This window comes from Oricola cellulosilytica, assembly GCF_019966575.1.
Taxonomy (GTDB): domain Bacteria; phylum Pseudomonadota; class Alphaproteobacteria; order Rhizobiales; family Rhizobiaceae; genus Oricola; species Oricola cellulosilytica.
On record NZ_JAINFK010000006.1, the window covers coordinates 113936 to 136695 of the forward strand.

Annotated in this window: 21 protein-coding genes; 5 read left to right on the forward strand and 16 right to left on the reverse strand. The window is 61.5% G+C overall.

Annotated features, from left to right (window positions below):
• Positions 1-64: 64 nt before the first annotated feature.
• On the reverse strand, positions 65-1783 hold the full coding sequence (locus LC298_RS15005; protein ID WP_131569632.1) for a BCCT family transporter: 1719 nt from the start codon (positions 1781-1783) through the stop codon (positions 65-67).
• Between the two features lie 395 nt (positions 1784-2178).
• On the opposite strand from LC298_RS15005, the gene LC298_RS15010 reads away from it, so the two are divergent.
• Both LC298_RS15010 and LC298_RS15015 read left to right on the forward strand, forming a co-directional pair.
• Complete coding sequence (locus tag LC298_RS15010; protein ID WP_131569630.1) at positions 2179-2544, forward strand: hypothetical protein; 366 nt, start codon at positions 2179-2181, stop codon at positions 2542-2544.
• 141 nt (positions 2545-2685) lie between these two features.
• Complete coding sequence (locus LC298_RS15015) at positions 2686-3351, forward strand: L,D-transpeptidase (RefSeq protein WP_131569628.1); 666 nt, start codon at positions 2686-2688, stop codon at positions 3349-3351.
• 57 nt (positions 3352-3408) lie between these two features.
• On the opposite strand, the gene LC298_RS15020 is transcribed toward LC298_RS15015, so the two are convergent.
• From LC298_RS15020 to LC298_RS15030, 3 genes are all read right to left on the reverse strand, one after another.
• Positions 3409-4206, reverse strand: a complete 798-nt coding sequence (locus LC298_RS15020) for an FAD binding domain-containing protein (RefSeq protein ID WP_131569626.1) — start codon at positions 4204-4206, stop codon at positions 3409-3411.
• A 22-nt stretch (positions 4207-4228) separates the two neighbouring features.
• A complete protein-coding gene (locus tag LC298_RS15025; RefSeq protein WP_131569624.1) occupies positions 4229-6571 on the reverse strand; it encodes a xanthine dehydrogenase family protein molybdopterin-binding subunit in 2343 nt (780 codons plus the stop codon).
• Positions 6572-6683: 112 nt separating this feature from the next.
• Positions 6684-7175: a (2Fe-2S)-binding protein gene (locus LC298_RS15030; RefSeq protein ID WP_131569622.1), complete on the reverse strand. Its 492-nt coding sequence runs from the start codon at positions 7173-7175 to the stop codon at positions 6684-6686.
• Positions 7176-7664: 489 nt separating this feature from the next.
• Between LC298_RS15030 and LC298_RS15035 the strand changes: the two genes are divergently transcribed.
• Positions 7665-8402 (forward strand): ABC transporter ATP-binding protein, encoded by a 738-nt coding sequence (locus LC298_RS15035; protein ID WP_131569865.1) that lies wholly within the window; start codon positions 7665-7667, stop codon positions 8400-8402.
• A gap of 32 nt (positions 8403-8434) precedes the next feature.
• Positions 8435-9220 carry an ABC transporter permease gene (locus LC298_RS15040; protein ID WP_199223310.1) on the forward strand — a complete coding sequence of 262 codons (786 nt, stop codon included), beginning with the start codon at positions 8435-8437 and terminating at the stop codon, positions 9218-9220.
• A gap of 99 nt (positions 9221-9319) precedes the next feature.
• Here the strand turns inward: LC298_RS15040 and pqqE are convergent, their stop codons facing one another.
• From pqqE to LC298_RS15095, 11 genes are all read right to left on the reverse strand, one after another.
• Positions 9320-10399, reverse strand: a complete 1080-nt coding sequence (pqqE, locus tag LC298_RS15045) for a pyrroloquinoline quinone biosynthesis protein PqqE (RefSeq protein ID WP_131569863.1) — start codon at positions 10397-10399, stop codon at positions 9320-9322.
• 26 nt (positions 10400-10425) lie between these two features.
• Entirely contained in the window at positions 10426-10734 is a 309-nt protein-coding gene (pqqD, locus tag LC298_RS15050; RefSeq protein ID WP_131569618.1) for a pyrroloquinoline quinone biosynthesis peptide chaperone PqqD, read from the reverse strand.
• A complete protein-coding gene (pqqC, locus tag LC298_RS15055; RefSeq protein WP_131569616.1) occupies positions 10731-11510 on the reverse strand; it encodes a pyrroloquinoline-quinone synthase PqqC in 780 nt (259 codons plus the stop codon). The genes pqqD and pqqC overlap by 4 nt, the downstream gene beginning before the upstream one ends.
• On the reverse strand, positions 11507-12415 hold the full coding sequence (gene pqqB, locus LC298_RS15060; RefSeq protein WP_131569613.1) for a pyrroloquinoline quinone biosynthesis protein PqqB: 909 nt from the start codon (positions 12413-12415) through the stop codon (positions 11507-11509). The genes pqqC and pqqB overlap by 4 nt, the downstream gene beginning before the upstream one ends.
• 26 nt (positions 12416-12441) lie before the next feature.
• A complete protein-coding gene (gene pqqA / locus LC298_RS15065; RefSeq protein WP_131569611.1) occupies positions 12442-12537 on the reverse strand; it encodes a pyrroloquinoline quinone precursor peptide PqqA in 96 nt (31 codons plus the stop codon).
• A 651-nt stretch (positions 12538-13188) separates the two neighbouring features.
• Positions 13189-13779 (reverse strand): hypothetical protein, encoded by a 591-nt coding sequence (locus LC298_RS15070; RefSeq protein WP_223385692.1) that lies wholly within the window; start codon positions 13777-13779, stop codon positions 13189-13191.
• A 163-nt stretch (positions 13780-13942) separates the two neighbouring features.
• Positions 13943-17038 (reverse strand): molybdopterin dinucleotide binding domain-containing protein, encoded by a 3096-nt coding sequence (locus tag LC298_RS15075; protein WP_131569609.1) that lies wholly within the window; start codon positions 17036-17038, stop codon positions 13943-13945.
• Positions 17031-18209, reverse strand: a complete 1179-nt coding sequence (gene nrfD, locus LC298_RS15080) for an NrfD/PsrC family molybdoenzyme membrane anchor subunit (protein ID WP_199223302.1) — start codon at positions 18207-18209, stop codon at positions 17031-17033. The genes LC298_RS15075 and nrfD overlap by 8 nt, the downstream gene beginning before the upstream one ends.
• Positions 18163-19122 (reverse strand): sulfate reduction electron transfer complex DsrMKJOP subunit DsrO, encoded by a 960-nt coding sequence (gene dsrO / locus LC298_RS15085; protein ID WP_223385693.1) that lies wholly within the window; start codon positions 19120-19122, stop codon positions 18163-18165. Before dsrO ends, nrfD begins: the two co-directional genes overlap by 47 nt.
• Before the next feature lie 247 nt (positions 19123-19369).
• The gene (locus LC298_RS15090) at positions 19370-19960 is read right to left on the reverse strand and encodes a DUF6691 family protein (protein ID WP_131569607.1); all 591 of its coding nucleotides are present in this window, start codon (positions 19958-19960) and stop codon (positions 19370-19372) included.
• Position 19961: 1 nt separating this feature from the next.
• On the reverse strand, positions 19962-20522 hold the full coding sequence (locus LC298_RS15095) for a YeeE/YedE thiosulfate transporter family protein (protein WP_131569605.1): 561 nt from the start codon (positions 20520-20522) through the stop codon (positions 19962-19964).
• Positions 20523-20787: 265 nt separating this feature from the next.
• Between LC298_RS15095 and LC298_RS15100 the strand changes: the two genes are divergently transcribed.
• A complete protein-coding gene (locus tag LC298_RS15100) occupies positions 20788-21873 on the forward strand; it encodes a YeeE/YedE family protein (protein ID WP_131569603.1) in 1086 nt (361 codons plus the stop codon).
• Positions 21874-22031: 158 nt separating this feature from the next.
• Here LC298_RS15100 and LC298_RS15105 read toward each other — a convergent pair whose 3' ends face one another.
• Positions 22032-22760, reverse strand: a complete 729-nt coding sequence (locus LC298_RS15105) for an HAD-IA family hydrolase (protein ID WP_131569601.1) — start codon at positions 22758-22760, stop codon at positions 22032-22034.

Here is a 22760-nt window from a genome sequence, read left to right on the forward strand (position 1 = left end):
TCGGTCACAGAAGAGAGGAAAGGCGCGGACCGTGCCCGCGCCTTTGGGTTTTCGCAGGCAGCGGCTATTCGTCCGCCGGCAGCTTCCCGACCGGTGCCAACTCCTCTTCCGCAGAGCGCTCCGCATTCTTCCGCCGCTCGTTGGCAATCCCCCGGAATGTCGAGTACATCATCACCAGAAGGATGAAGGCGAAGGGGATACCCGTCGCGACCGCCGCGCCCTGCAACGCTCCAAGGCCGCCTCCGAGCAACAGCGCGATGGCAACAAGGCCCTCGAAGATTGCCCAGAAGACCCGTTGCGCCACCGGAGCATCGACCTTGCCGCCGGCAGTTATGGTGTCGATGACGAGAGAGCCGGAATCAGACGAGGTGACGAAGAACACGACCACCAGGAGAATCCCCACAAACGAGACGATCTGCGTCAATGGGTAGGCCTGCGCCATGATGAAGAGCTTCAGGTCCTGCGAAACCTCGCCGACCGCCGCGGTCGCATCGGCCATGACCTGCTCTATCGCCGCGCCGCCAAAAGTCGACATCCAGATAATCGATACGACAGTCGGCACGATCAGCACGCAGATGAGGAACTCACGCACGGTGCGGCCATAGGAAACGCGGGCAATGAACATGCCCACGAAGGGCGACCAGGAAATCCACCACGCCCAGTAAAAGGAGGTCCAGCCCTGCATGAAGTTGAGGTCGGTGCGCCCGAAAGGATTCGACAGCGGAACGACATTCGCAAGATACGCGACCGTATTCTCGAAGAAACCGGTAGCGATCGCCAGCGTCGGCCCGACGAGGAAAATGAAGACCAGCAGCAACGCCGCGAGAACCATGTTGAGTTCCGACAAGCGCTTCACCCCTGCATCGAGCCCGGCGACGACAGACCCGAGCGCGACGGCCGTGATCGCGAGGATCAGGACGACCTTCGCGACATCCCCCCCTTCGGTTCCAAGAAGGTGATTGAGGCCGGCCATGGCCTGCGTCGCGCCGAAGCCAAGAGATGTGGCGAGGCCGAACAGTGTGGCGAAAACGGCGAGCGTATCGATCACGTGGCCGGGCCAGCCCCAGACCCGCTCACCCAACAGAGGGTGGAAGGCAGAACGAAGGGTCAGCGGCAATGCCCGGTTGTAGGCAAAAAACGCCAGCGCGAGCGCCACGACGGCATAAATCGCCCACGGATGCAGCCCCCAGTGGAAGATCGTCGCCGCCATTCCCAGCCGTCTTGCCGCCTCGGGATCGCCGGACGCAGCAGACAACGGCGCCCAGTCGGTCCGCACGCCGGCATCCATCTCCATTCCACCAAGAGAGGACGCATAGTGCGAGAGCGGCTCGGACACGCCGAAATACATGAGGCCGATGCCCATGCCGGCGGCGAACAGCATCGCGAACCAGCCGGCATAACCGTATTCCGGGCGGGCTTCCGTCCCGCCGAGCCTGATGCCGCCGTATGGTGTGAAGATCAGGAACAGGCAGAACAGCACGAAAAGATTTCCCGCAAGGAGAAGCACCCAGTCGAAAACATTGGTCAGCCAGGCACGAAGGCCGAGGTCCCAGAACGAGCCCACAGCTACCGTTCCGCTGGCGTCGACGCCGTTGAAGAAGGCGTCCGCTCCGTCCTTGAACATGAGCGTGAAGATCACGAAGCCGACAATGACCACCGCCGAGACAAAGAACACGGGGTTATGGATGTCGAGCCCCATGAGCTGAACATTGTCCTGGCCAACCTCGTAATCGGTCTGGGCCGGGTGATCGGGTTCGGGAACGGATTGTGTGGAATCGTCCATGTGTCTTTCCTTCTTCCTTGCGGGGATGCTCTGGAACGCCGTACATCGACAGGGACAATCGTGACGGAAAACCGGCGCTTCGATAAGTCCGTATGCGACGTTCCCCAAGAGAAATCCCGCCCCAAGAGAAATCCCGCCCCAAGAGAAACGCCGCCCTGAGCGGCATTTGCGATACGCCGGCCCATATAGGCGAACCATCCATCCGGCGCACAGAGCCGCGCTCTGCACTGCGATCGCCGTCTCTTAGCAGCACCCTGCGGGCCATGTCACCCGGTGGCGCAGCCTGCGAAATGTTTGCATCGATCCGGTTCTTCCCTTATCTGCGCCGGATAACCTCACAATTGTTTGAAGTCGCTCCGATGGATCGGGCGGGAGCATCCGCGTAGAAGCACCCAATGAAGAGACTTACGGTCGCATTGTTGATGATAGTGCTGGTGGCAGGCCAGGCCATGGCGCAATCGCGTCTTGCCGCGGATCTCGCAACGGCCAGAGACACCTCCGGACCGCTTGCTGCGACAGGTGCCGAGACAGCCGCATCCGAGACAACCAAGCGGCGCGCATGTCTGCGAAAGGTGGTCGTACGCAAGGTCGATGACGGCTATGGCAAACTTTCCGCCATCGTGTGTGCAACCGACAAGAGCCTTGTTTCCGAAAACCATACGGCGATTGCGCCGTTTCAAACCGGGCCGACGCGACGCGGCCTCGCTTCCCGGTTGCCGCAGCGCTACACGGGAGCCGTCTTCCGACCGCCTATCGCCTGATTGTTCCAAGCCGGTGCTGGACCTCAGCACCGCGTTGCAATCCGAACATTCAGGAGAATATCCGTGAAAATTGAACACTCGCTACGGCGTGACCGCCGGTCCCCGGCATGCGCAAGCCCGGTCGCGGCAACAACCAACTTCATGTCACGACGAAGTTTCGTGTCCGGTACGGCGTGCCTTTCGGCACTTACCCTTGCGGGGTGCCAGACAGCACAGAGCCCTGTCGACGTCTCGCCCGCTCCCAAGCCCGCGGTCTCTCCGGCGGCCGTAACCGCCTACCGCGCCATGCCGGAAGAGAGATTCCCGGTCCCGGCGGTCGATCCGTCGAAAGTGCCCTCGAAGTACCATCGCCAGCAGGTCGTCTACGCGACAGACGAGGCCGTGGGTACCATCATCGTCGATACAAACACCTTCTTCCTCCATCTCGTACAGGAAAACGGCATGGCCATGCGTTATGGCGTGGGGCTGGGCCGGGCTGGCTTCGAGTGGTCCGGCCGGGCCAGAGTGGCCTGGAAGCAGGAATGGCCGAAATGGACACCGCCGGCCGAGATGATCGAGCGGCAGCCGGAGCTTGAAAAATGGAGCGCGGCCAATGGCGGCATGCCGCCGGGACCGACGAACCCTCTCGGCGCGCGCGCGCTCTATATCTTCAAGGGAAACGTGGACACGCTCTATCGGGTCCACGGATCGCCTGAGTACTGGACGATCGGCAAGGCGGTATCGAGCGGATGCGTCCGGCTCATTCAGCAGGACATCATCGACCTCTACAGCCGGGTGCCCGGCCAGGCACCGATCCTGGTCATCTGAGCCGATAGCAAAAAGGCCGCCCCCAAGGCGGCCTTTTTCATGCAGGCCGGCCGGCCCTCAGCCCGCTTCGGCGATGGCGCGCATTGCCATGACCTTGACCAGGTTGGCGCGGTATTCGGCGGAGCCGTGGATATCCGAGAGCATTTCGCCTTCGTTGACCGCCAGGCCTTCAAGGGCGGAGGCGGCGAAATTGGAGCCGAGCGCGCTCTCGGCCTCCTCCCAGCGGAAGACCCCGTCCATGCCCGCGCCTGTCACCGCAACGCGCACATCGTCGCCGGTCCTGGCGACGAATACGCCGGCCATGGCGTAGCGCGAGGCCGGGTTGGGAAATTTGGAGTAGGCGCACTTTTCCGGTGCCGTGAACGAAACCGCGGTGATGATCTCGTCCTCCTCCAGCGCCGTCTCGAACATGCCGGCAAAGAAGTCGCCGGCCGCGATCTCGCGCTTGTTGGTATGGATCGCCGCACCGAGCGCCAGCATCGCGGCAGGATAGTCGGCGGCGGGATCGTTGTTGGCAATGGAACCGCCGATCGTGCCCATGTGGCGCACATGCGGATCGCCGATGTGGCCGGCAAGCGAAGCGATGCCCGGACACACAGCATCAAGGTCGGCTGAGGACGCGACTTCGGCATGGGTCGTTGCCGCGCCGATGCGCACGTCCTTGCCATTGATGGAAATGCCTTTCATATCCGGGATATGGCGCAGATCGATCAGAGCGTCGGGCGAGGCAAGCCGTTGCTTCATGGTGGGAATGAGCGTCTGGCCGCCAGCAACGTATTTGCCGCCTTCGGCCGTCCCCATCTTTTTCGCCGCCTCTTCAACGGATTCGGCGCGGTGATAACTGGTCTCATACATGGTCTGTTCTCCCTCGCCTTTCTTACGCGGCGTTGACCGCCGCCCACACCTTCTGTGACGTTGCCGGCATGGTCAGGTTGTTGTTGCCGATCGCATCGGTGATCGCGTTGATAACGGCGGGCGGAGAGCCGATCGCCCCGGCCTCGCCGCAACCCTTGATGCCGAGCGGGTTGGTGGTGCACTCGGTCGTCTGGTGCGACACCTGGAAAGAGGGCAGGTCCCCGGCGCGCGGCATGCAGTAGTCCATGTAGCTTGCGGTCAGAAGCTGACCCCCCTCGTCATAGACGGTGCCTTCCAGCAGCGCCTGACCGATCCCCTGCGCGACGCCGCCATGCACCTGACCCTCGACGATCATCGGATTGATGATGTTGCCGAAGTCGTCGGCGGCGACGAACTGGATGATCTCGGTCTTGCCGGTCTGCGGGTCCACTTCGACCTCGCAGATGTAGCACCCGGCCGGGAAGGTGAAGTTGGCCGGATCGTAGAAAGCACCCTCCTTCAGACCCGGCTCCATGCCGCCCGGCAGATTGTGGGCGGTGTAGGCGTTCAGCGCCACCTCGTGCCAGCCGAGCGCCTTGTCGGTGCCGGCGACCTTGACCTGGCCGTTCTCGATCACGATGTCGGCCTCGTCGGCCTCCAGCAGATGAGCGGCGATCATCTTCGCCTTCTTCTCCACCTTGTCGAGCGCCTTGACGATCGCGCTCATGCCGACGGCGCCGGAGCGCGAGCCGTAGGTTCCCATGCCCATCTGCACCTTATCGGTGTCGCCATGGACGATCGAAACGTTGTCGATCGGAATGCCTAACCGGTCCGAGACCAGCTGGGCGAAGGTCGTCTCGTGACCCTGACCATGGCTGTGCGACCCGGTCAGCACCTCGATGGTGCCGACGGCGTTGACCCGCACTTCCGCCGATTCCCAGAGGCCCACGCCGGCGCCGAGCGAACCGACGGCCTGCGACGGCGCGATTCCGCATGCCTCGATATAGCAGCTCATGCCGATGCCGCGCTTCTTGCCGCGGCCCTCGGCCTCGGCCTTGCGGGCCGGGAAGCCATCGTAATCGGCAGCCTTCATCGCCGCGTTCAGAGAGGCTTCGAAATCGCCGGTGTCGTAGTTCATGATCACCGGCGTCTGGTGGGGAAACTCGCGGATGAGATTCGCGCGGCGCAGTTCCGCGGGCGAAATGCCCAGTTCACGCGCCGCCGTCTCCATCGTCCGCTCGAGCACGTAGGTCGCCTCCGGGCGGCCGGCGCCGCGATAGGCGTCGACGGGTGCCGTGTTGGTGTAGACCGCGCGCACATTGCCGTAGATGTTGGGGATATTGTACTGGCCGGACAGCAGCGTCGCGTAGAGGTAGGTTGGAGTTGCTGAAGAAAACAGCGACATGTAGGCGCCGAGATTGGCGATCGTGTCGACCTTCAGACCGACGATACGGTTGTCGGCGTCGAAGCCCATTTTCACCTTGGTGACATGGTCACGGCCGTGGGCATCGGTGAGGAACGCCTCGGTTCGGTCGGCCACCCACTTCACCGGCACGCCGGTCTTCTTCGATGCCCAGAGACAGACGATTTCCTCGGGATAGATGTAGATTTTGGAGCCGAAGCCGCCGCCGACGTCCGGAGCGATGACCCGTAGCTTGTTCTCTGGCGCCACGTTGTAGAACGCGCTCATGACCAAACGGGCGACGTGCGGGTTCTGAGAGGTCGTCCAGCAGGTGTAGTGATCCTCGGCCGCGTCGTAGTGGCCGAGCGCGGCGCGCGGCTCCATCGCGTTGGGAACAAGCCGGTTGTTGACTATCTCCATCTCCGTCACGTGGGCCGCGCCGGCGAGCGCCGAATCGGTAGCCTCTTCCTCGCCGATGCCCCAGTTAAAGATCAGATTGCCCGGGGCATTGTCGTGAATCTGCGGCGCACCGTCCTGAAGCGTCTCCGCCGGATCGGTGACGACCGGCAGAACCTTATACTCCACCTCCACGGCCTCGGCCGCGTCGCGCGCCTGCGCCCTTGTGTCGGCTATCACGATCGCAACAGCATCCCCCACATAGCGCACCTTCGACTGCGCCAGCGGCCGCCACTCGCCCATGTTCATCGGCGAGCCGTCTCTGGAATGGATCATCCAGCCGCAGATCAGGCTGCCGATGCCGTCTTCCGCCAGTTCATCGCCCGCCAGGACGTCGATGACGCCCGGCATGGCCTTTGCGGCGGAAACATCGATCCCCTTGATGTTCGCGTGCGCGTGGGGGCTACGCACGAAAACGGCCTGCTTCATACCGGGAACAACCATGTCCTCCGTAAAGCGGCCCTTGCCGGTGATGAAGCGTTTGTCCTCCTTGCGCGCAACTCTTGCGCCTATGCCTTCAATGCCCATGAAATCCTCCCATTCCTCTTGCGCTCACGGCCGCGCCCGCACTTTGCGCCGGCCCCCGCGGGGGGGGGCGCCAGCCGGCTGGCCTTGCCTCATTGTGTCCGTTGCGCCCGCTCTATTCCGCCGCCACCTTTGCCGCTCCCCCCATCTGTTCCGTGGCGGCGAGGACCGCCTTGACGATGTTGTGATAGCCGGTGCAGCGGCAGATATTGCCTTCAAGTTCGGCACGCACGGTCTTCTCGTCCAGCTTGCCGCTGTGGCGATTGATCATGTCGACCGCCGCCATGATCATGCCGGGCGTGCAGAAACCGCATTGCAGCCCGTGGTGTTCCTTGAACGCCGCCTGAACGGGGTGCAATTCGCCGCCTGCGGCCAGTCCCTCGATCGTCGTTACCTCCGCCCTCGCGGCCTGCGCGGCCAACATCGTGCAAGACTTCACGGCCTTTCCGTCGACATGCACCACGCATGCACCGCATTGCGACGTATCACAGCCAACATGCGTGCCCGTCAGTCCCAGGTGCTCCCGCAGAAAATGAACGAGCAGCGTGCGATCCTCCACATCGCCCGATACCGATCGGCCGTTGACCGTCATCTCTACCTTCGACATTGATTTCCTCTCCTCCCACTGTCTCCATCATCGGGTCGCTGACCCACGGCACCGCGGGGCGACCCTGCCGACCGCCTCGCCGGCCCCCCAGGGTTCCCGCTTGCCGGAAAACGGACATTACCAGCGTCGTGGCCGCCGGTCCAAGAACTTGTTTTTTACGGCGCGTCCTCCCGCAGGGGCAGGATGTGCACTGGAGACCAGGATGTATACAATACTTTAGGACAGTGGCGCTCTCGCAACCCGGCGCGGACCGTACGGCTCCCGCGAAACCGATGGTGCGAGCCGGCCACCCCTTTCGAAGCGGCCGTCAATCTTGCCGCACCGGATCCAAGACTATCCGGATTCCCTCTGACAGTCCGGGGCTCACACACCTGAGTTGCTTCCCGTGGGGCAGGATGACGCGTGACAACGCTTCATAGCCTACCGGGGCCGTATCGGTTCCCCGAACTCGACCTGAACATGATAGACCTTACCGACAAACAAGGAGCGATGTCGTTGGGCACCGGGCTGATGGTCGAAGATCTGAGCCATTCCTACGGCGCCAGAAAGGCGCTGTCGAATGTCAGCTTTTCAGTCGAAAGGGGCTGTTTTTGCGCATTGCTCGGACCAAACGGCGCGGGCAAATCCACCCTGTTCAGCCTCCTCACAGGATTATTCACATCGAAATCCGGCGATATCCACGTTGCCGGTTTCGACCTAGCGAAAAAGCCGCGATCCGCCCTCGCCGCGCTCGGTGTGGTCTTTCAGCAGCCAACACTCGACATGCATCTCTCCGTTCATCAGAACATGCGCTACTACGCTGCCCTCCAAGGTCTTTCGGGCAAGCATGCGACGCGGCGCATCGGCGAAGCGCTCGAGCAACTCGAGATGGCTGACCGCGCAGGCGAAAAGGTTCGCGCTCTCAACGGTGGCCACCGCCGTAGAATGGAAATCGCCCGAGCCATGCTCCACGAGCCAGCAATCCTGCTTCTCGACGAACCCACCGTCGGACTTGACACGTCGACGCGTCAGGCGATTACCGCTCATGTTCACAAGCTGGCGAGATCGGAGGGTTTGACGGTTCTTTGGGCGACCCATCTTGTCGACGAAGTAGAGGACGAAGATCAACTCGTCATACTTCACAAGGGGACGATACGTGCCGACGGAACTGCCGCCACCCTGCGAGGGGCACGCAACCTGGGAGAAGCATTCCTCGCGCTGACCGCTGCCGGGAACGAGACGGAATGAGCGAGCCGGTGAGAAGGCCGAGAGTCCCGGCCATGCTGGTGTGCACGCTCGCCATCATGAACCGGGAAGCTTCGCGTTTTGTCGGCCAGCGCGGACGCTTTCTTTCCTCACTTGTGCGGCCGATGGTTTGGCTGCTGGTCTTTGCGGCGGGCTTTCGCTCCGCACTTGGGCTTTCCATCCAGGAGCCCTATCAAACCTACATCACCTACGAGATCTACATCGTGCCGGGGCTGATCGGAATGGTGCAGCTCTTCAACGGCATGCAATCGTCGCTAAGCCTCGTCTACGACCGCGAAATGGGCTCGATGCGCCTGCTGCTGACCAGCCCGATGCCGCGCTGGTGGCTGCTGCTGTCCAAGCTCCTGGCCGGGACGGCAATCTCGATCCTTCAGGTCTATGTGTTCCTGGCGCTGGCCGCGCCGTTCGGCATCACATTTCCCGTACTCGGATATCTCGCCATTCTGCCGGTACTCATTCTTTCCGGCCTCATGCTCGGCGCGCTGGGGCTCTTGCTCTCATCGACAATCGACCAGCTGGAAAATTTCGCCGGCGTCATGAACTTCGTGATCTTCCCGATGTTCTTTCTTTCGAGTGCGCTTTATCCGCTCTGGAAGATGGCCGAATCTTCCGCGCTGCTGCGCAACATCAGCGCCATGAACCCCTTTACCCACGCGGTGGAAGCCATCCGCTTTGCCCTGCATCTGCAGGTCAACTGGAGCGCCATTGGCTGGACCCTCGCCGCCTTTCTACTTTTCTTTGCCGCGAGCATGTTCGGTTACGATCCGGCCAAGGGTCTCGTGGCACGAAAAGCCCGATAGTTCCGGCGGAGCGACCAAGACAATACCCGGCGGGAGGGGGCAAACCTGTCAAACGGCAGTGCAAGCGCGGCGCCCTCGCAAACCACCAAACGGAAACCCTCAGCGCGTGCGCTCCGGCGCGGCACGATACCGGAAATCCGCTTCCACGAAATCGACGCCAAGCGATTCAATGGCCTGATCGACGAGATATCGGTGGGGCGACTTCGCACAGACGGGATCGGCGAATGCAGCTTCGCCGGCAATCGCCATCGCCTGGCACCGGCACCCGCCGAAATCGATCTCGCGGCGCTCGCAGGTTCTGCAGGGCTGCTTCATCCATTCAGTGCCGCGAAAGGCGTTGAACGCGTCGCCGTCGTACCAGATCTGCGCAAGGCTCTTGTCGCGGACATTGTCAAAGACCAGCCCGGGTATCATTTCGGCCGCATGGCACGGAAGGACCTTTCCCGAGGGGTCGACGTTCAGACCGACGCGCCCCCACCCCCCCATGCACGCCTTCGGGTAAGTCGCGTAATAGTCGGCCGGTACATAGTCGATGACGAGAACGCCCTTCAGACGCCTGCGCGCCAGTTCGACTGCGGCTGTCGTTTCGGCAACTTGCGCGCGGGTCGGCATCAATTGTTGCCGATTCACCGTCGCCCAGCCGGTGAACTGCACCGTCGCGACCTCAAGCCGCCGGGCGCCCAGTTCGACCGCCAAGTCAATGATGCAGTGTATATCGTCCATGTTCTGCCGGTGGCAGACCGCGTTTACCGTTAACGGTATCCGGCGTTCCCTCACCATTCGCGCGACGTCCATCTTGCGACGGTAGCCGCCAGTGTAACCGCCAACGCGATCAGCGGCCTGCTCGTCGACGCCCTGGACTGAAAGCTGCACATGGTCGAGACCCGCATCGGCCAATGCGTCCATGCGCTTCTCGTTCAGGCCGATCCCTGACGTGATCAGATTGGTGTAGAGACCGCTACCGCTTGCAGCAGCGGTTAGCTCGACGAGGTCGGGTCTGGCAGCCGGCTCCCCGCCCGAGAGATGAACATGCAGAACGCCGAGATCGGCCGCCTCGCCGAACACCCGAACCCATTCCCGGGTCTCGAGTTCTTCCGCCCGGGTCTTCAGGTCGAGCGGGTTGGAACAATACGGACAGGCAAGGGGGCACCGATGCGTGAGTTCCGCGAGCATCGCCATGGGGGGATGGATGCCGGGAGGGGCGTTCACGATTCGAACTCCAGAAAACGCCGGGCACCCAGATCATCGAGGAAGGCGACGACGTCCTTTTCGATGACGTCGGCAGGCGCGTCGTAGGTCTCCGCCAGCGTGTCGATCACCTGCCGCAAGGTACTCTTGCCGTCGAGTTGATTGAGAATGGCGATCCCGGTCTCGTCAAGAGCCACGGTGCGCTCCGGGGCGAGCAATACGGTCCGGCCGCGGACCTTGTCTTCGCGCATGCGTACGCCTCTGGCGAGACGCGGCCGCGACGCCATGTTCAGCGATGCTTTCCGCTCGTTCACGGGGCCGGTCATGCCGGCTCCCTTTCGGGGACGACAGTCAACCCAGACCGACCGTTCCAGCCGCCCGGGGGAATGCGCCCCGGCTCGACGTAGGCCGAATGAAGCGCATCGAGTTGCGACCACAGCACATCGGTCTTGAATTCGAGGGCCGCAGCGGCGGCCAGCTGCTTTTCCGCGGTGTCGGCGTGATCGAGAACATAATTCAATCCGAACGCGACGTCCTTGGGCGCTTCATCGAGACGATGCCTGAAATAGGCGACCGAACTCTCGTCGGCGAAATCGTAATGGGCAAGCAGGCCGGCAATCCGCTCGGCGTGAATCTTCGGAGCGAACAACTCAGTAAGGGAAGCCGCCACAGCGTCGAGAAGCGGCATGTCGCGTACGAATCTGACATAGGCGTCCACGGCAAAGCGGGTGGCGGGCAGCACCCCCTCGCAGGATGCGACATAGTCCGCGTCGAGCCCCACCGCCCGCGCGAGTTGGAGCCAGCGCCGCAGGCCTCCCCCTTCATCGGGTCCGCCGTCATGATCCTCGATCCGGGAGCGCCACGCCCGGCGAAGGTCCGGGTCTTCACAGCGGGACATGAAGGCGGCGTCCTTCATCGGAATCCGGCTCTGATAATAGTAGCGATTGATAACCCACGCCCGAACCTGTTTGGCGGTGCATCCGCCTCCGTGAAGAAGCCGATGGAAGGGATGTTTGTCGTGATATCTCTCATCGCCGATCCTGCGCAGCCGCGCCTCGAAATCCGCGCGGGAAACCAGCTGCGTTTTCTTCGGGAGCGTCATGCCGAAATCTCCATTCCGTCGGCACCGACGGTCCATCCGGCCTCCTCCACGGCGCCGCGCTCGGGGGAGCCGGGTCTCCAGACCGGGTTGGTGTTGTTGATGTGGACAAAGACTTTCTTGCGCACACCGAGGCTGCCAAAGGTATTCAGAGAGCCCTCTTCACCGGACATGGCCATGTGCCCCATCCGCCGTCCGGTCTTCTTGCCTGTTCCGGTCGCTATCATCTCGTCATCGGTGAAAACCGTACCATCGAAAAAGACGAGATCGGCGTTGCGTAGCCGCCCGGCGAGCGCGGCCGTCATGCGCGCGCATCCGGGAATGTAGAAAACTTTCTTGTCTCCTGCGGTGATTTCGACACCCACGGTCTGTTCGCCCTCGAGATCGGTCTCGACCTTGCCCTGCTCCATGTAAAGCGGCACCTTTCCAGGCACCGCAAACAGCCGCGCCGTCAGACCCGGAGCAATTTCCACCGCCTGCTCCAGTTCGATGGCGGTGAAGCCGACCATCTCCGGATCGAGGGCGTTGAATATCGGATTGGCGGCCAGCGTCTCGACGACCGCGCGTGTCGCAAAAACGGTGAAAGCCTGCTTTTCCCGAAGGCTGAGGAGCCCTGCCACATGGTCAATGTCGCCATTCGTCAGCAGAACCGACGCGATCGGCGTATCCCGAAGGCTTCGCGGCTGAAGCTGCGGGTTGCTGTGAATCTGCTGTCGTATGTCCGGAGAGGCGTTGAGGAGGGCCCACGCGTTCCGGTCCGCCGAAACGGCAAGGGATGATTGTGTTTGCGGCAGCAGCCCGCTTTGACCCTCACGGGCGGCGTGGCAATTGTCGCAGCCGCAATTCCACTGGGGCAGACCGCCGCCCGCCGCAGCACCCAGAATCAGGGCGTGCAAAGACGATGACATCCCGCTCGCCCTGTGATCCGGCTACTTCAGAACAGGATCGGTTCGTCCCCGTCCGCCGGGGCGTAACGGGTCACTTCCATCCCGCAACTGACTTCGATAATTTTGGGCGCTTTCCAAGCCATGGCAGTTTCTCCTCTCGAATTTCAGGGCGTGAAAATTTGCTCATACCCCAAGACCGGCCCCTGAAAAACCGGACGGCCGCATCGGGATTACACTGACACTTGCTTAGGTCCAACACAAGTTCGCAGCGTTGATTTCGCCCTCTGGCGAGGTACGATTTCACGCTGAGAAGGCACGAAAACCGAAGTTTTTCCGTTGGCGCCTTCGTTGCAGCTCTCCCACCATGCCACCGGTGGGGCCCGGTTCTTCTCACTCCCACTCCATCATATCCTAGATGGATAGCGCATTATTTTTGCTGGTGTTTCTACGGCACTTGAACATCCGTACCGTCAGAAATACCGCCAGAATCTCAAGCTATTGAAGTCATTCATTTATTTTTATCGATCAAGTTTTTGTTATCAACGGATTTTTTCAATTCGCATTCCAAGTTGCGTAGCAAGTGCCGGTCTGAAATCACAGTCGTCATCGTCTCTAAATAAATGCTCCGCCTGAAACCGATCCTCCAACATCTGCGCCGATAAGTGCGCTTCACAGTTCCCCTAGCAATCCTTCACTTAGGTCGGCCGTTGCCGCGGTCCGCAAGAAACTGCACGCTGACACGGATTCAATCAATGAGTTTGTCGAGCAGCGAATACGAGGCTGCCACCTTCGGCTCACTCTCCAGCAAAGTCTGCCAGTCCCAGATAGGTGATGTCGATCCGCCCGACGTCCTCGCCTACGTTCGCGCGTAAAAGGCCGGCTCTTCCAGGGTTCAGCGCGGCCTGTAGATTGCCGATAAAGGCGCCGTCGGAGGAGAGAACCCGAGGCTGACCGTTCCAGTGATGAACCTGGACGGGTGTACCTGATGGTGGTGTAGCTGCAAGCCACGCCACATTCGCCCAGTATCTACGGTCAGCCCAAGTACGGTTTTCGTGCGGTGTGAAACTCTGAACGAATTCTGTCCACATTGCCTTTGTCTCAATCGTCGGCCAATCGGGCAGAGCACTCCGAGCTGCAACGGCTTCAGAATTGAGCCATTGCCGAAGCTCCTGCGCCGTCTGAAAGGTAGCACCTGTGTCCCCGACAGCCTTGATCGCTGCAAGTCTCGAATTGAAGCCTGCCTGGATGAGAATCGATGCGGAGCGATTGAGTGTGCCGGTTGCCACGGCCGGAACGGCATAGCCGAGCTCATAATCTTCGAGAGCAAAATTAAAGTCGCCAACCTTATCGCCGTTAGCAGCCGCGCGGACCCTGATCGCTTCCATCGCCCAAGGAAGGCGATATCCCCGAGCCCTGGCGCCATCGTGTAAGCAATCTTCAACTCTCTATCCTTTCGCGCAGACACGCCACCGCAGTTTGACGGACCTTGCATGCTCCCTGCCGCGTGATTTAGCGCCCGCACCCGAAAACCCCGGTGCGGGCCATCGGTCAGGCCGCGACAGTCGCCTTTTTCACCCGCACCGGCAGGCCCTGGCGCACGGCCGCACCGCTGATCGGTTCAAGCCACGTGCCCGCGATATTTCGCGTCGGATCAGCAAACCCCAAATCGTTCAGGTTCACCCCGGCACCAACCCAAGGATTGCCGCCAAAGGGCTCGCCATCGATCTGGTGTGCCCCGGCACCCAGTTCGCGGTGGCCAAAGCCGTGCTCGATCCCCAACGCACCGCGCATCACCGCGCGGCTCACCAGTGCGGTGCCGGTGACTTGCCCGCCGGGACTTTCAATCTCGATCAGGTCGCCATGCTCGACCCCGAACCACTCGGCATCAAGATGATTGATCAGCACCGGATTGTAGGGCTTGATCATCCGCAGACGGTCGAGCCCCGCGGCATAGGGATTCATCAGGTTGGACTTGAACGAGAAGGCCAGGAGCGGCCAGTCCTTCTGCGGATAGACCTCGCGCATCGGCGTGCCGTCGGCGAGCTGCGCGATCTGCAATTGCGGCACACCGCGGTGGCGCTGGCCGGTCTGGCTGTCGATCGTAGTGCCAACCTCTTCATTGTAGATGCACAATGTGCGCTTCCACGCATTTCCGAGATTTTCGCCGTCATTGGCTTTCTTGTAGGGCTGGTAACGGCCGCCGCGCGAATAAAGGTAGGCGACAGGGCCGCGCTCCTCTTCCGGTAGGACCGCCTCGATTTTCGGCAACAGAGGATCGAGGCCGCTCAGTTCGACGTCGTCTTCGGTCGCCTCCGAAAGAGGCTCGCCCTGAAAGGCAATGTTCGCGGCGGCACGCAGGAAGTAATCCTGGGCCGAGTTGAGTGGCAGGAGGGTGCCGTCGGCCCCCGGGATCGCCTCGTCGCCGAAGCCCTTGAGCCCCAGCCGCTTGGCGACCGCGATGAAGAAGCTCTCCATGCTGACCGGCTGAGCCTCTGCGGTCTTGACCTGGCGCGGCTCGATCACCGGCCAGCAGGCCGTGGTCATCTTGGTGAGGTTGCCCGACCAGGCTCCGGTGAAGCCCCAAACCTCATACATCACGGAATCCGGGAAAAGGTAGTCGGCATAGCGGTTGGTTTCGTTGATGAATCCGTCCACCGCCACGTAGAGGCCGAGCTTTTTGGGGTCGGCCAGCTTCTTGCCGATCAGCTTGTCGAGCCCCGCTTGCCCGTAGATCGGATTGGCCATGCAACCGATAACAGCCTTGATCGGATAGGGGTATCCGTCGAGCGCTGAGGGCAGGTGCTCGGTCAGCGTCGGCGGCGCCAGCGAGCGCCAGGGCGCGGTGGCCGGATAGGGGTTCTCGCCCGCAGCAACCTTGCGCTTGTATTCCGAGGATTTCTCATACGGGAATTTCGAGCGCGACAGGAAGATACCCTTGGGCTTGCGCATCCCTGGAAAGGCCTTGAGGTTATAGCGCGGGCCCTTGCCCACGCCATTGAACGAGCCGCCGCCATGAGCAGCCCCGCCTGTCCGGTTCATCGAGCCGGCCAGCAGGTTCAGCATCTGCACGCCAAAGGTGGCGTAAAATCCGCTGCTCGACATCATGCCGCCATGGCAGTCGGCGACAGCGCGGCGACCGCCAGCCTTGAACCGCGACGCGATCTCGGCGATCCGTCTCTCCGGCACGCCGCATTCGACCGCATAATCGGCCACGCTGTGTTCTTCGGCAGCCTCGCGCAGCAGCGTCAGGCTGCTCTTGACCGCGACACGCGTACCATCAGGCAGGTCCACCGCATCCGTGACGAAAAGCTCGCCGCGTGCTGCCTCGGCGGCCGCGATCAACTCACCTCCGGCAATAACCATTGGCCCGTCATCCTCGGCCTCAGCCTCAGTCAACCCCAAGTCTGACCGAAGCAGGAAACGGTCCTGACGCGGGTGTCCATCCTCGACAATCACCAGATGGGTGGCGTTGGTATGGCCCGCCTCGCCCGCCGCCTTGGCGGCCTTGTCTGCAGGGAGCGCCAGGAAGTCGGCGGCATAACCGTCATTGTCCATCAACCAGCGGATCAGGCCCATGGCCAGCGCCGTGTCCGAGCCGGGCCGCACTGGAACCCAGTTGGCGTGAACGCCAGCGGATTCAACCACCGAGGCGTTCAGCGCCGGATCGACGACGACATAATCGAGTGTGCCACGCGCCCGGGCCTCCGCCAGAAGCCGACCCTGACGCTTGAACGGGTTACCGGCCTGGCTGGGCGCCGAACCGATGAACAGACCGAATTTAGCATTGGCGAAATCGGGCTTCACATGAGCGAATTTCGCCATGTCGTTCATCACCGCGCCCGACCCCATCCGGAACGCCAGCCCGCAGTAAGAACCGTGATGGCCATAATTGCGAGTGCCGAAGGCGTTGAAGGCGAATCGCTTGAGCAGCGCCGAGCGGCCGTAGTCGGTGGCTTCCATGACCAGAAGCTGGTTGGTCTTCGGGCCGAACTCCGGGTTCTCCGGATCGATCAGCGTCTCGTAATCGTTAATCGCGCGCAGGCCCTCGACATCGCCCTCGCCGAAAAGGTCGCCACCCTCGCAAATCTCCTCGATCGCCCGCTCGAAGGAGATGGTCTGCCATTGGCCCGAGCCGCGCGGACCCGACCGCTTGAGGCAAGACAATACCCGGTGCGGACTGTCGATCTGACCGATCATCGCGTTGCCACGAGCGCACGCCGTCGAACGGTTCTGCTGCCCCATGTCACCGAGTGCGCTAACACTCAGCAACGCCTCGCGAACAGGTGTCGCGTGATCCAGGTGCTGATCCGCCGAGAGCGGATTGTAGGGATTGCCCGCAACCCGCAGAACCCGGTCGGTTCCATTCTCGATTCGCACCCGGACACCGCACTTCGTGGTGCAGCCGTAGCAAACGGTGAAGGCCATACGCTGGTCGGGATTGATTTCCAGGTCTCCGGTGTCGAGGTCGACACGGTATTCCGGCGCGGGCGCGTTGCCGTAGATCGGGTGATCGGGCTTTTCGCCGGCGCTTCCGCTCAGCCCGTGGGCGAGCTTTTCCAGCGGTTCGGCATAGCCGGCGACGAAGGTGGCAGCGCCGCCAGCGGCGACGGTGCCCTGAAGCAATCTGCGGCGAGTCTTATCCATAGCTCGGTTCTCCTTTGGTGGCGGAGAGCGTGTCTGCCCCGTCGCGACCGCCGTAGGCGGCCCGCCAGGGAACGAAGAGGTTGACGACGACGACCACGGCCAGCCACAGCCCGAAGGTGCCCACGATGCCGAGCAGACCTTGCGAGCCCAGCGACAGCGTGTAGTCGTTGAAACCGGCGGTGTGTTTGGCGATCGTCTGCACATCCATCAGGACGGTCCAGCGGAACATCCACGCCACGGCCAGCGCAAGGAGGCCGAGAATCCAGCGCGTGCCGCGCAGCGAACCCATCACTTCCATCAGTCCGGCGCCAAGGAACAGCAGGATGCCGGCGGCCACGCCCCAATATGCGGCCCGGCGCCAGCCGGCATTGTCGCGCACAGACTCCAGTGCCGCCGCAACGGAGCCGTCGTTGATCGCCAATCCTTGGGCCAACCAGCCTGCCGCGACCAGTCCGGCCAGAACCGTGGCGACCAGAATGATCGTAAGCATCTGGTCGCCAGCCAACGGGTGACGCATGCCGGAGAAGCGATTGATCACCACTGCCAGCCCCGCAGCTCCGATCACGCCGGTCAGAAGAAATATCGCCGGGAGGTATTCCGTATGCCAGAGCGGACGAGCCTTCAGGATGGCGACTTCAGCACCAGTGTATACCATTACCGAGAAGGACAGCACGACGGCGACGACGCCCACAACAACAACCAGCCAGCGTGGCGTTTTCCACTGCCCAAGCGGGATCCCGCGGGCGATCAGACCCTGCAGCCCGCCCGCGCCAGCGCGTGCCTTCAACGGGTCGCGCCAGATTAGCCAAGCAAGGAAAATTACCGCGCCAACATAGAGCGGAAGGAAAATACTGCCTAGCGACATCCACGAAGACGGCGTCGGATAGGCGTAGAAGTGCCAGAAGCGGAGCGGCTGGTGCAAATCAGCCAGCAGCGACACCGGGGCCACAATCGCGGTGCTCACCGCGCCAAGAAGCGCCAGCCGCGCCGCCGGCTTCCATTTCTCCCGACCCAGGATCGCGCCAGGAATCACCAACCAGAGAGAAGCATAGGACAACCCGATGAGAAAAAAATACTGCACCGCCCAAGGATACCAGGCGATGCCGTAGCGCGGTGCGACGAGTTCAATGCTCTGCATATTCGTACCCCAATTCCTGCCCTTCGCCGTCACGGATTTCCCACAGTTCGGGCGCCGCGGACGGGCGGTCGATAAAGCGTTCGTCCATGCCCAGATAGAAAACGTGAGGCACCGTGTTCTTCTCTGGCTGGAGCACCATCAGTTCGCCCCGATATTCCTCGACCATTTTCGAAATCTGGCTTCCCGGATCGTTCAGGTCGCCGATAATGCGCGCCCCTCCGACGCAGGATTCGACGCAGGCCGGCAGCAGACCGGCCTCCAGCCGATGGGCGCAGAAAGTGCATTTGTCGGCGGTTTGAGTGCGGTCGTTGATGAAGCGCGCGTCATACGGACAGGCTTGCACGCAGTAGGCACACCCCACGCACCGGTCGCTGTCAACCAGGACAATGCCGTCCTCCTGCTGATAAGTCGCTTGTACCGGGCAAACCGGCACGCAGGGCGGATTATCGCAGTGGTTGCACAGTCGCGGCAGCATGAACTGCACAGCGTTGCCGCTTTCCAAGCTTTCCACTTCGTATTGCGAAACGATTGTGCGGAATTTACCCAGCGGCGCCTGGTTTTCGATGTGACAGGAAACGGTACAGGCTTGGCAGCCAATGCACCGCCGCAGATCGATAAGCATCGCATAGCGTTTTTTCGGATCGCCGCCACGTCGCGGTGGCTGATCGTTTATTCCGGCGTTGGCCACCGTGGACAGCGGAACCAAGGCGGCACCGGCTGTAACACGAGCGACTTGTTGCAAGAAAAATCGGCGAGCAAGTTCCATAAGCTCTCTACTTTCTTCAGCACGGAATTTCCGTGTCCGTAATCCGTAAATGTTGCGCGCAGCTAAAGGTTGACCTAGGTCAACAACACGCAAGACGCATGGCTGGATTGCTTCAACCGCATAGCTGGCAAAGGTCAGCGAACTTGACCAAACCCAATCGGCGCCAACGGTATCTTTCATCAAAATCGCCGATAACGTCCGTTGGGGCAGATGGAATTTTCACTTTGTTCCGGGGAGAAATTCGCGGCCTCGGCGCCAATATTGAAGGAACGTCTTCCATCCCGGTCTTCAGAATGGCCCCTAGAGAGTGAGACAGGAAGCATGCTGTCCGTCGCCGAGCGGAGTTGGCGGAAAACCATTCCAAACGCTGGGATCGCAAAAAACGCGGCGCGTCAAAGCGATGCGCCGCGTTTCGTGTCGATCAACTCTATTCCGCCGGAACCACGGTTACGCGACTGCCGGACAAACGGTCTGGCAATGCAAAGGCCGCGGCGATAAAAACCGCACCGAGAGCGATGCCAAGAAGGTCTCCGCGCAGGCCCGATATCAGCGCCGGGTTATCAATCCCCGGAACGGTCCCGAGCGTCGCATTTCCGCCGGCGATTTTCGCCATCACCCATGTCCCTTCGAACCACTCATAGGTGGCCATGAAGGCCGCAGCACCGGCCAGGCCACCGCCCACGAATACCAGCGCGTCAAGTCGACCGGTGGCTGCCGAAGCCACTCCGGTACCCGGACAAAAGCCGGAGACGGCCCAGCCGAGACCGAGGAGAAGACCGCCGAAAAAGACACCGATATAGGCAGTCTTTACTGACATATGGCCGACCTCTACCAGGCCCGCGATCTGTCCGGCGAACATCAACACCGAGGCGATGCCAATGGCCAAAAGAATGGCCTTCATCAAATGCAGCACACGCAACGTCAGCATACCGATGATGAGGTTGGGCGAAGTGGCGCCGGCACGGTCAAGTGCGATCCCGAATAAAGCGCCGAGGAGGATTGCAAGAAGAATGGTCATGTCATGCCTCACGCGAATAGAGGAACATTGCGGTCGGGATGGCCGCCAGAAAGGCGCCCGCCGCGAAGATATAGCCGGAAACGGCGGTCTGCATGATCCCGCTCATCATGTGGCCGGACGTGCACCCGCCGGCGAGACGCGCGCCATAGAGCACCAGGAAACCGCCCAGGAAGGCGGAGGCAAAGCGCAGCGCCGGGGTTTTCCCGTAGTTGGCGAGCCAAACCTCGGGCATAAAGCGGTTCTTTTCGCGGAAACTCCCGCGTAAATAGCCCGAGACGGCTGCCCCGAGCGCGATCGCCAGCACAAAGATGAATCCGTAGTTGACCGGGTTGGCCACCGCCTTGGCGTATTTTCCGCCGCTCTTGTCCAGATAGGCGTTCGGCGAGGCATAGCCGCTTTTGGCCGCTTCGTCGGCGACCACCACTGCGCTATCGACGGCGTTCCAAAGCAGTCCGTCGAGAATCACGAATTGGGTGGAAACACCGATCGGCTTGACGAGTGCGACCGCCAGAAAAAATGCCAAGCCGAGCAGCACTCCTCCCGATTTCCATGACAAGAACATGGTTTTGCTCCTTTGTATATTTACGAATATAAATATTCGAATGTGTGGGAGCGGCGTTCTTTGATTTCGATCAATCTACGGGATTCACTTCACGGCCGGCGTCCGGAAAGCAGTGCGTTTTCCGACAAAATCGAGGAGCCACTCGATGCGGGCCGGTGCGCGATTTTTTGCCTCGCTCCGATTGATCTGCGTCAAATCGATTTCCTCGCCATATTCGAATAATTGAATGTGATTTGATTCCCTACAATGAGAAGGCGATCCGGACATGGAACTCGCGCAAGTCATAAACACCGTCGGGGATGTCAACATGCTCGTTGTCGGCGGCGTCGCCATCGGCTTTCTTTTCGGAGCATTCGCTCAGCGGAGCCGTTTTTGTCTGCGTTCGGCGACGATCGAATTCCGCAGGCGCGAACCCGGAACGAAGCTGGCGGTCTGGCTGCTCGTCTTCTCTGTCGCTCTAACTGGAACCCAGGCGGCGATTTTCGCCGGTTGGCTCGATGTCTCGCAAACGCGACAGCTAGCGACGACCGGAAGCATGTCGGGAGCGGCGATCGGCGGTTTGATGTTTGGCGTCGGCATGATTTGCGCGCGAGGATGCGCCAGCCGGCTGCTGGTCCTGTCTGCCAACGGAAACCTCCGCGCGCTTCTGTCCGGGTTGATCTTTGCCGTGACGGCGCAGGCGGCCTATCGCGGGGCCCTCGCGCCGCTCCGCGCAGAAATATCGAGCTGGTGGCTTATTGAAGGCGGGCCGGACCGCTCGCTTTTGACCTGGATGGGCCTTGACGGTCGGGCCGGGATTGCGTTCGGGTTGATCTGGCTGGTCGCCGGCCTCGCTTTGGCGACCCACCGGCGCGTCGGCCTGAATATCTGGATTGGATCAATCGGCGCCGGCGTCGCAATCGTCGCCGGTTGGCTTTACACCTATGCTGTTTCACAGGCTTCCTTCGATATCGTACCTGTCGAGTCGCTGACTTTTTCGGGACCTTCGGCCGATCTCCTGATGCTGACTGTTGCGCCGCACGAGGGGGCATTCGACTTCGGCATCGGAATCATGCCGGGAGTTTTCCTCGGGTCCTTTACTGCTGCCCTTCTGGCGGGCGAACTAAAGCTCGAGGGATTTCAAGGCGGCCATTCGATGCGACGTTACATCATCGGCGCCATCCTGATGGGCTTCGGCGCGATGCTCGCCGGCGGTTGTGCGGTGGGCGCCGGAATCAGCGGCGGTTCGATTCTCGCCCTGACCGCATGGACCGCGCTCGTTGGCATGTGGGGTGGAGCGATGCTGACCGACTGGGTGTTTGCCCAAGTCGATGAGGACACCGGAAAGGTATCCGCTCCTCTGAATGCGTGACTGTGCACCCGACAGGCTGCTGGTTCTGTCTGCCAACGGGAACCTCCGCGCGCGCCTGTCAGGTCTGATGTTTCATAGCGATGTTCGTTTCCAAGTCTCGGAGAGAAAGTCAAAACGGGACATAATCGGTTTGAAGTATCTCCTTTCACAACTTTGATTTATCCTGCGAGAAGCAGCCGTCGCAGATCGGACGGAATATCGCTCCCGCCCTCATCCGCCAACATTCTCCGGTATGAGAATGGTTCGTCCGAATGCGGCACAACGACATCGGCGAGCGAGAAGTCGTCACAGGCGGTATAGATGCTCGGCGTGGCGACGGTCGGTATGCCCAGGGCTTTTGCGGCGCGGAGCCCGTTCTCGGAATCCTCGAACACAACGCATTCATCCGCCGACATGCCGAGGTCCTTCAGGGACAGGGCGAACACCTCGGGGTCCGGTTTCTTATGCGTCACGTCTTCCCCCGTTCGAATCGAATGAAACTCGCTTAGAAGATCGAGGCCGACCGTGGCTTCGAAAAGACGGTAAACGTTAGGTCGGCTGGTCGTCGTCGCGATTGCCAGTTTGATTCCGCGAGACAGCGAATCGCGCATGATCCGTTCAATCCCGGGTCGCAGATCGACGTTTCCCCTGGTCATGAACGCACCGTAGATCTCGGTCTTGCGCCTGTGCAGTTTCGCGGCATCAACGGCTTCCGAACCGGTCTCGTCCGCATACACCTCGAGGCGCTCGCGTCCGCCGGTCACCTTGAGCAGGCGTCCGTAAAGTTCGCGACCCCAGACCCACGGCAGGCCCGCTTCCTCGAACGTCCGGTTGAACGCCAAGCGGTGCAGTTCCTCCGTCTCCGCCAGAGTGCCATCGACATCGAAAATGACCGCCCGCAACGCCAT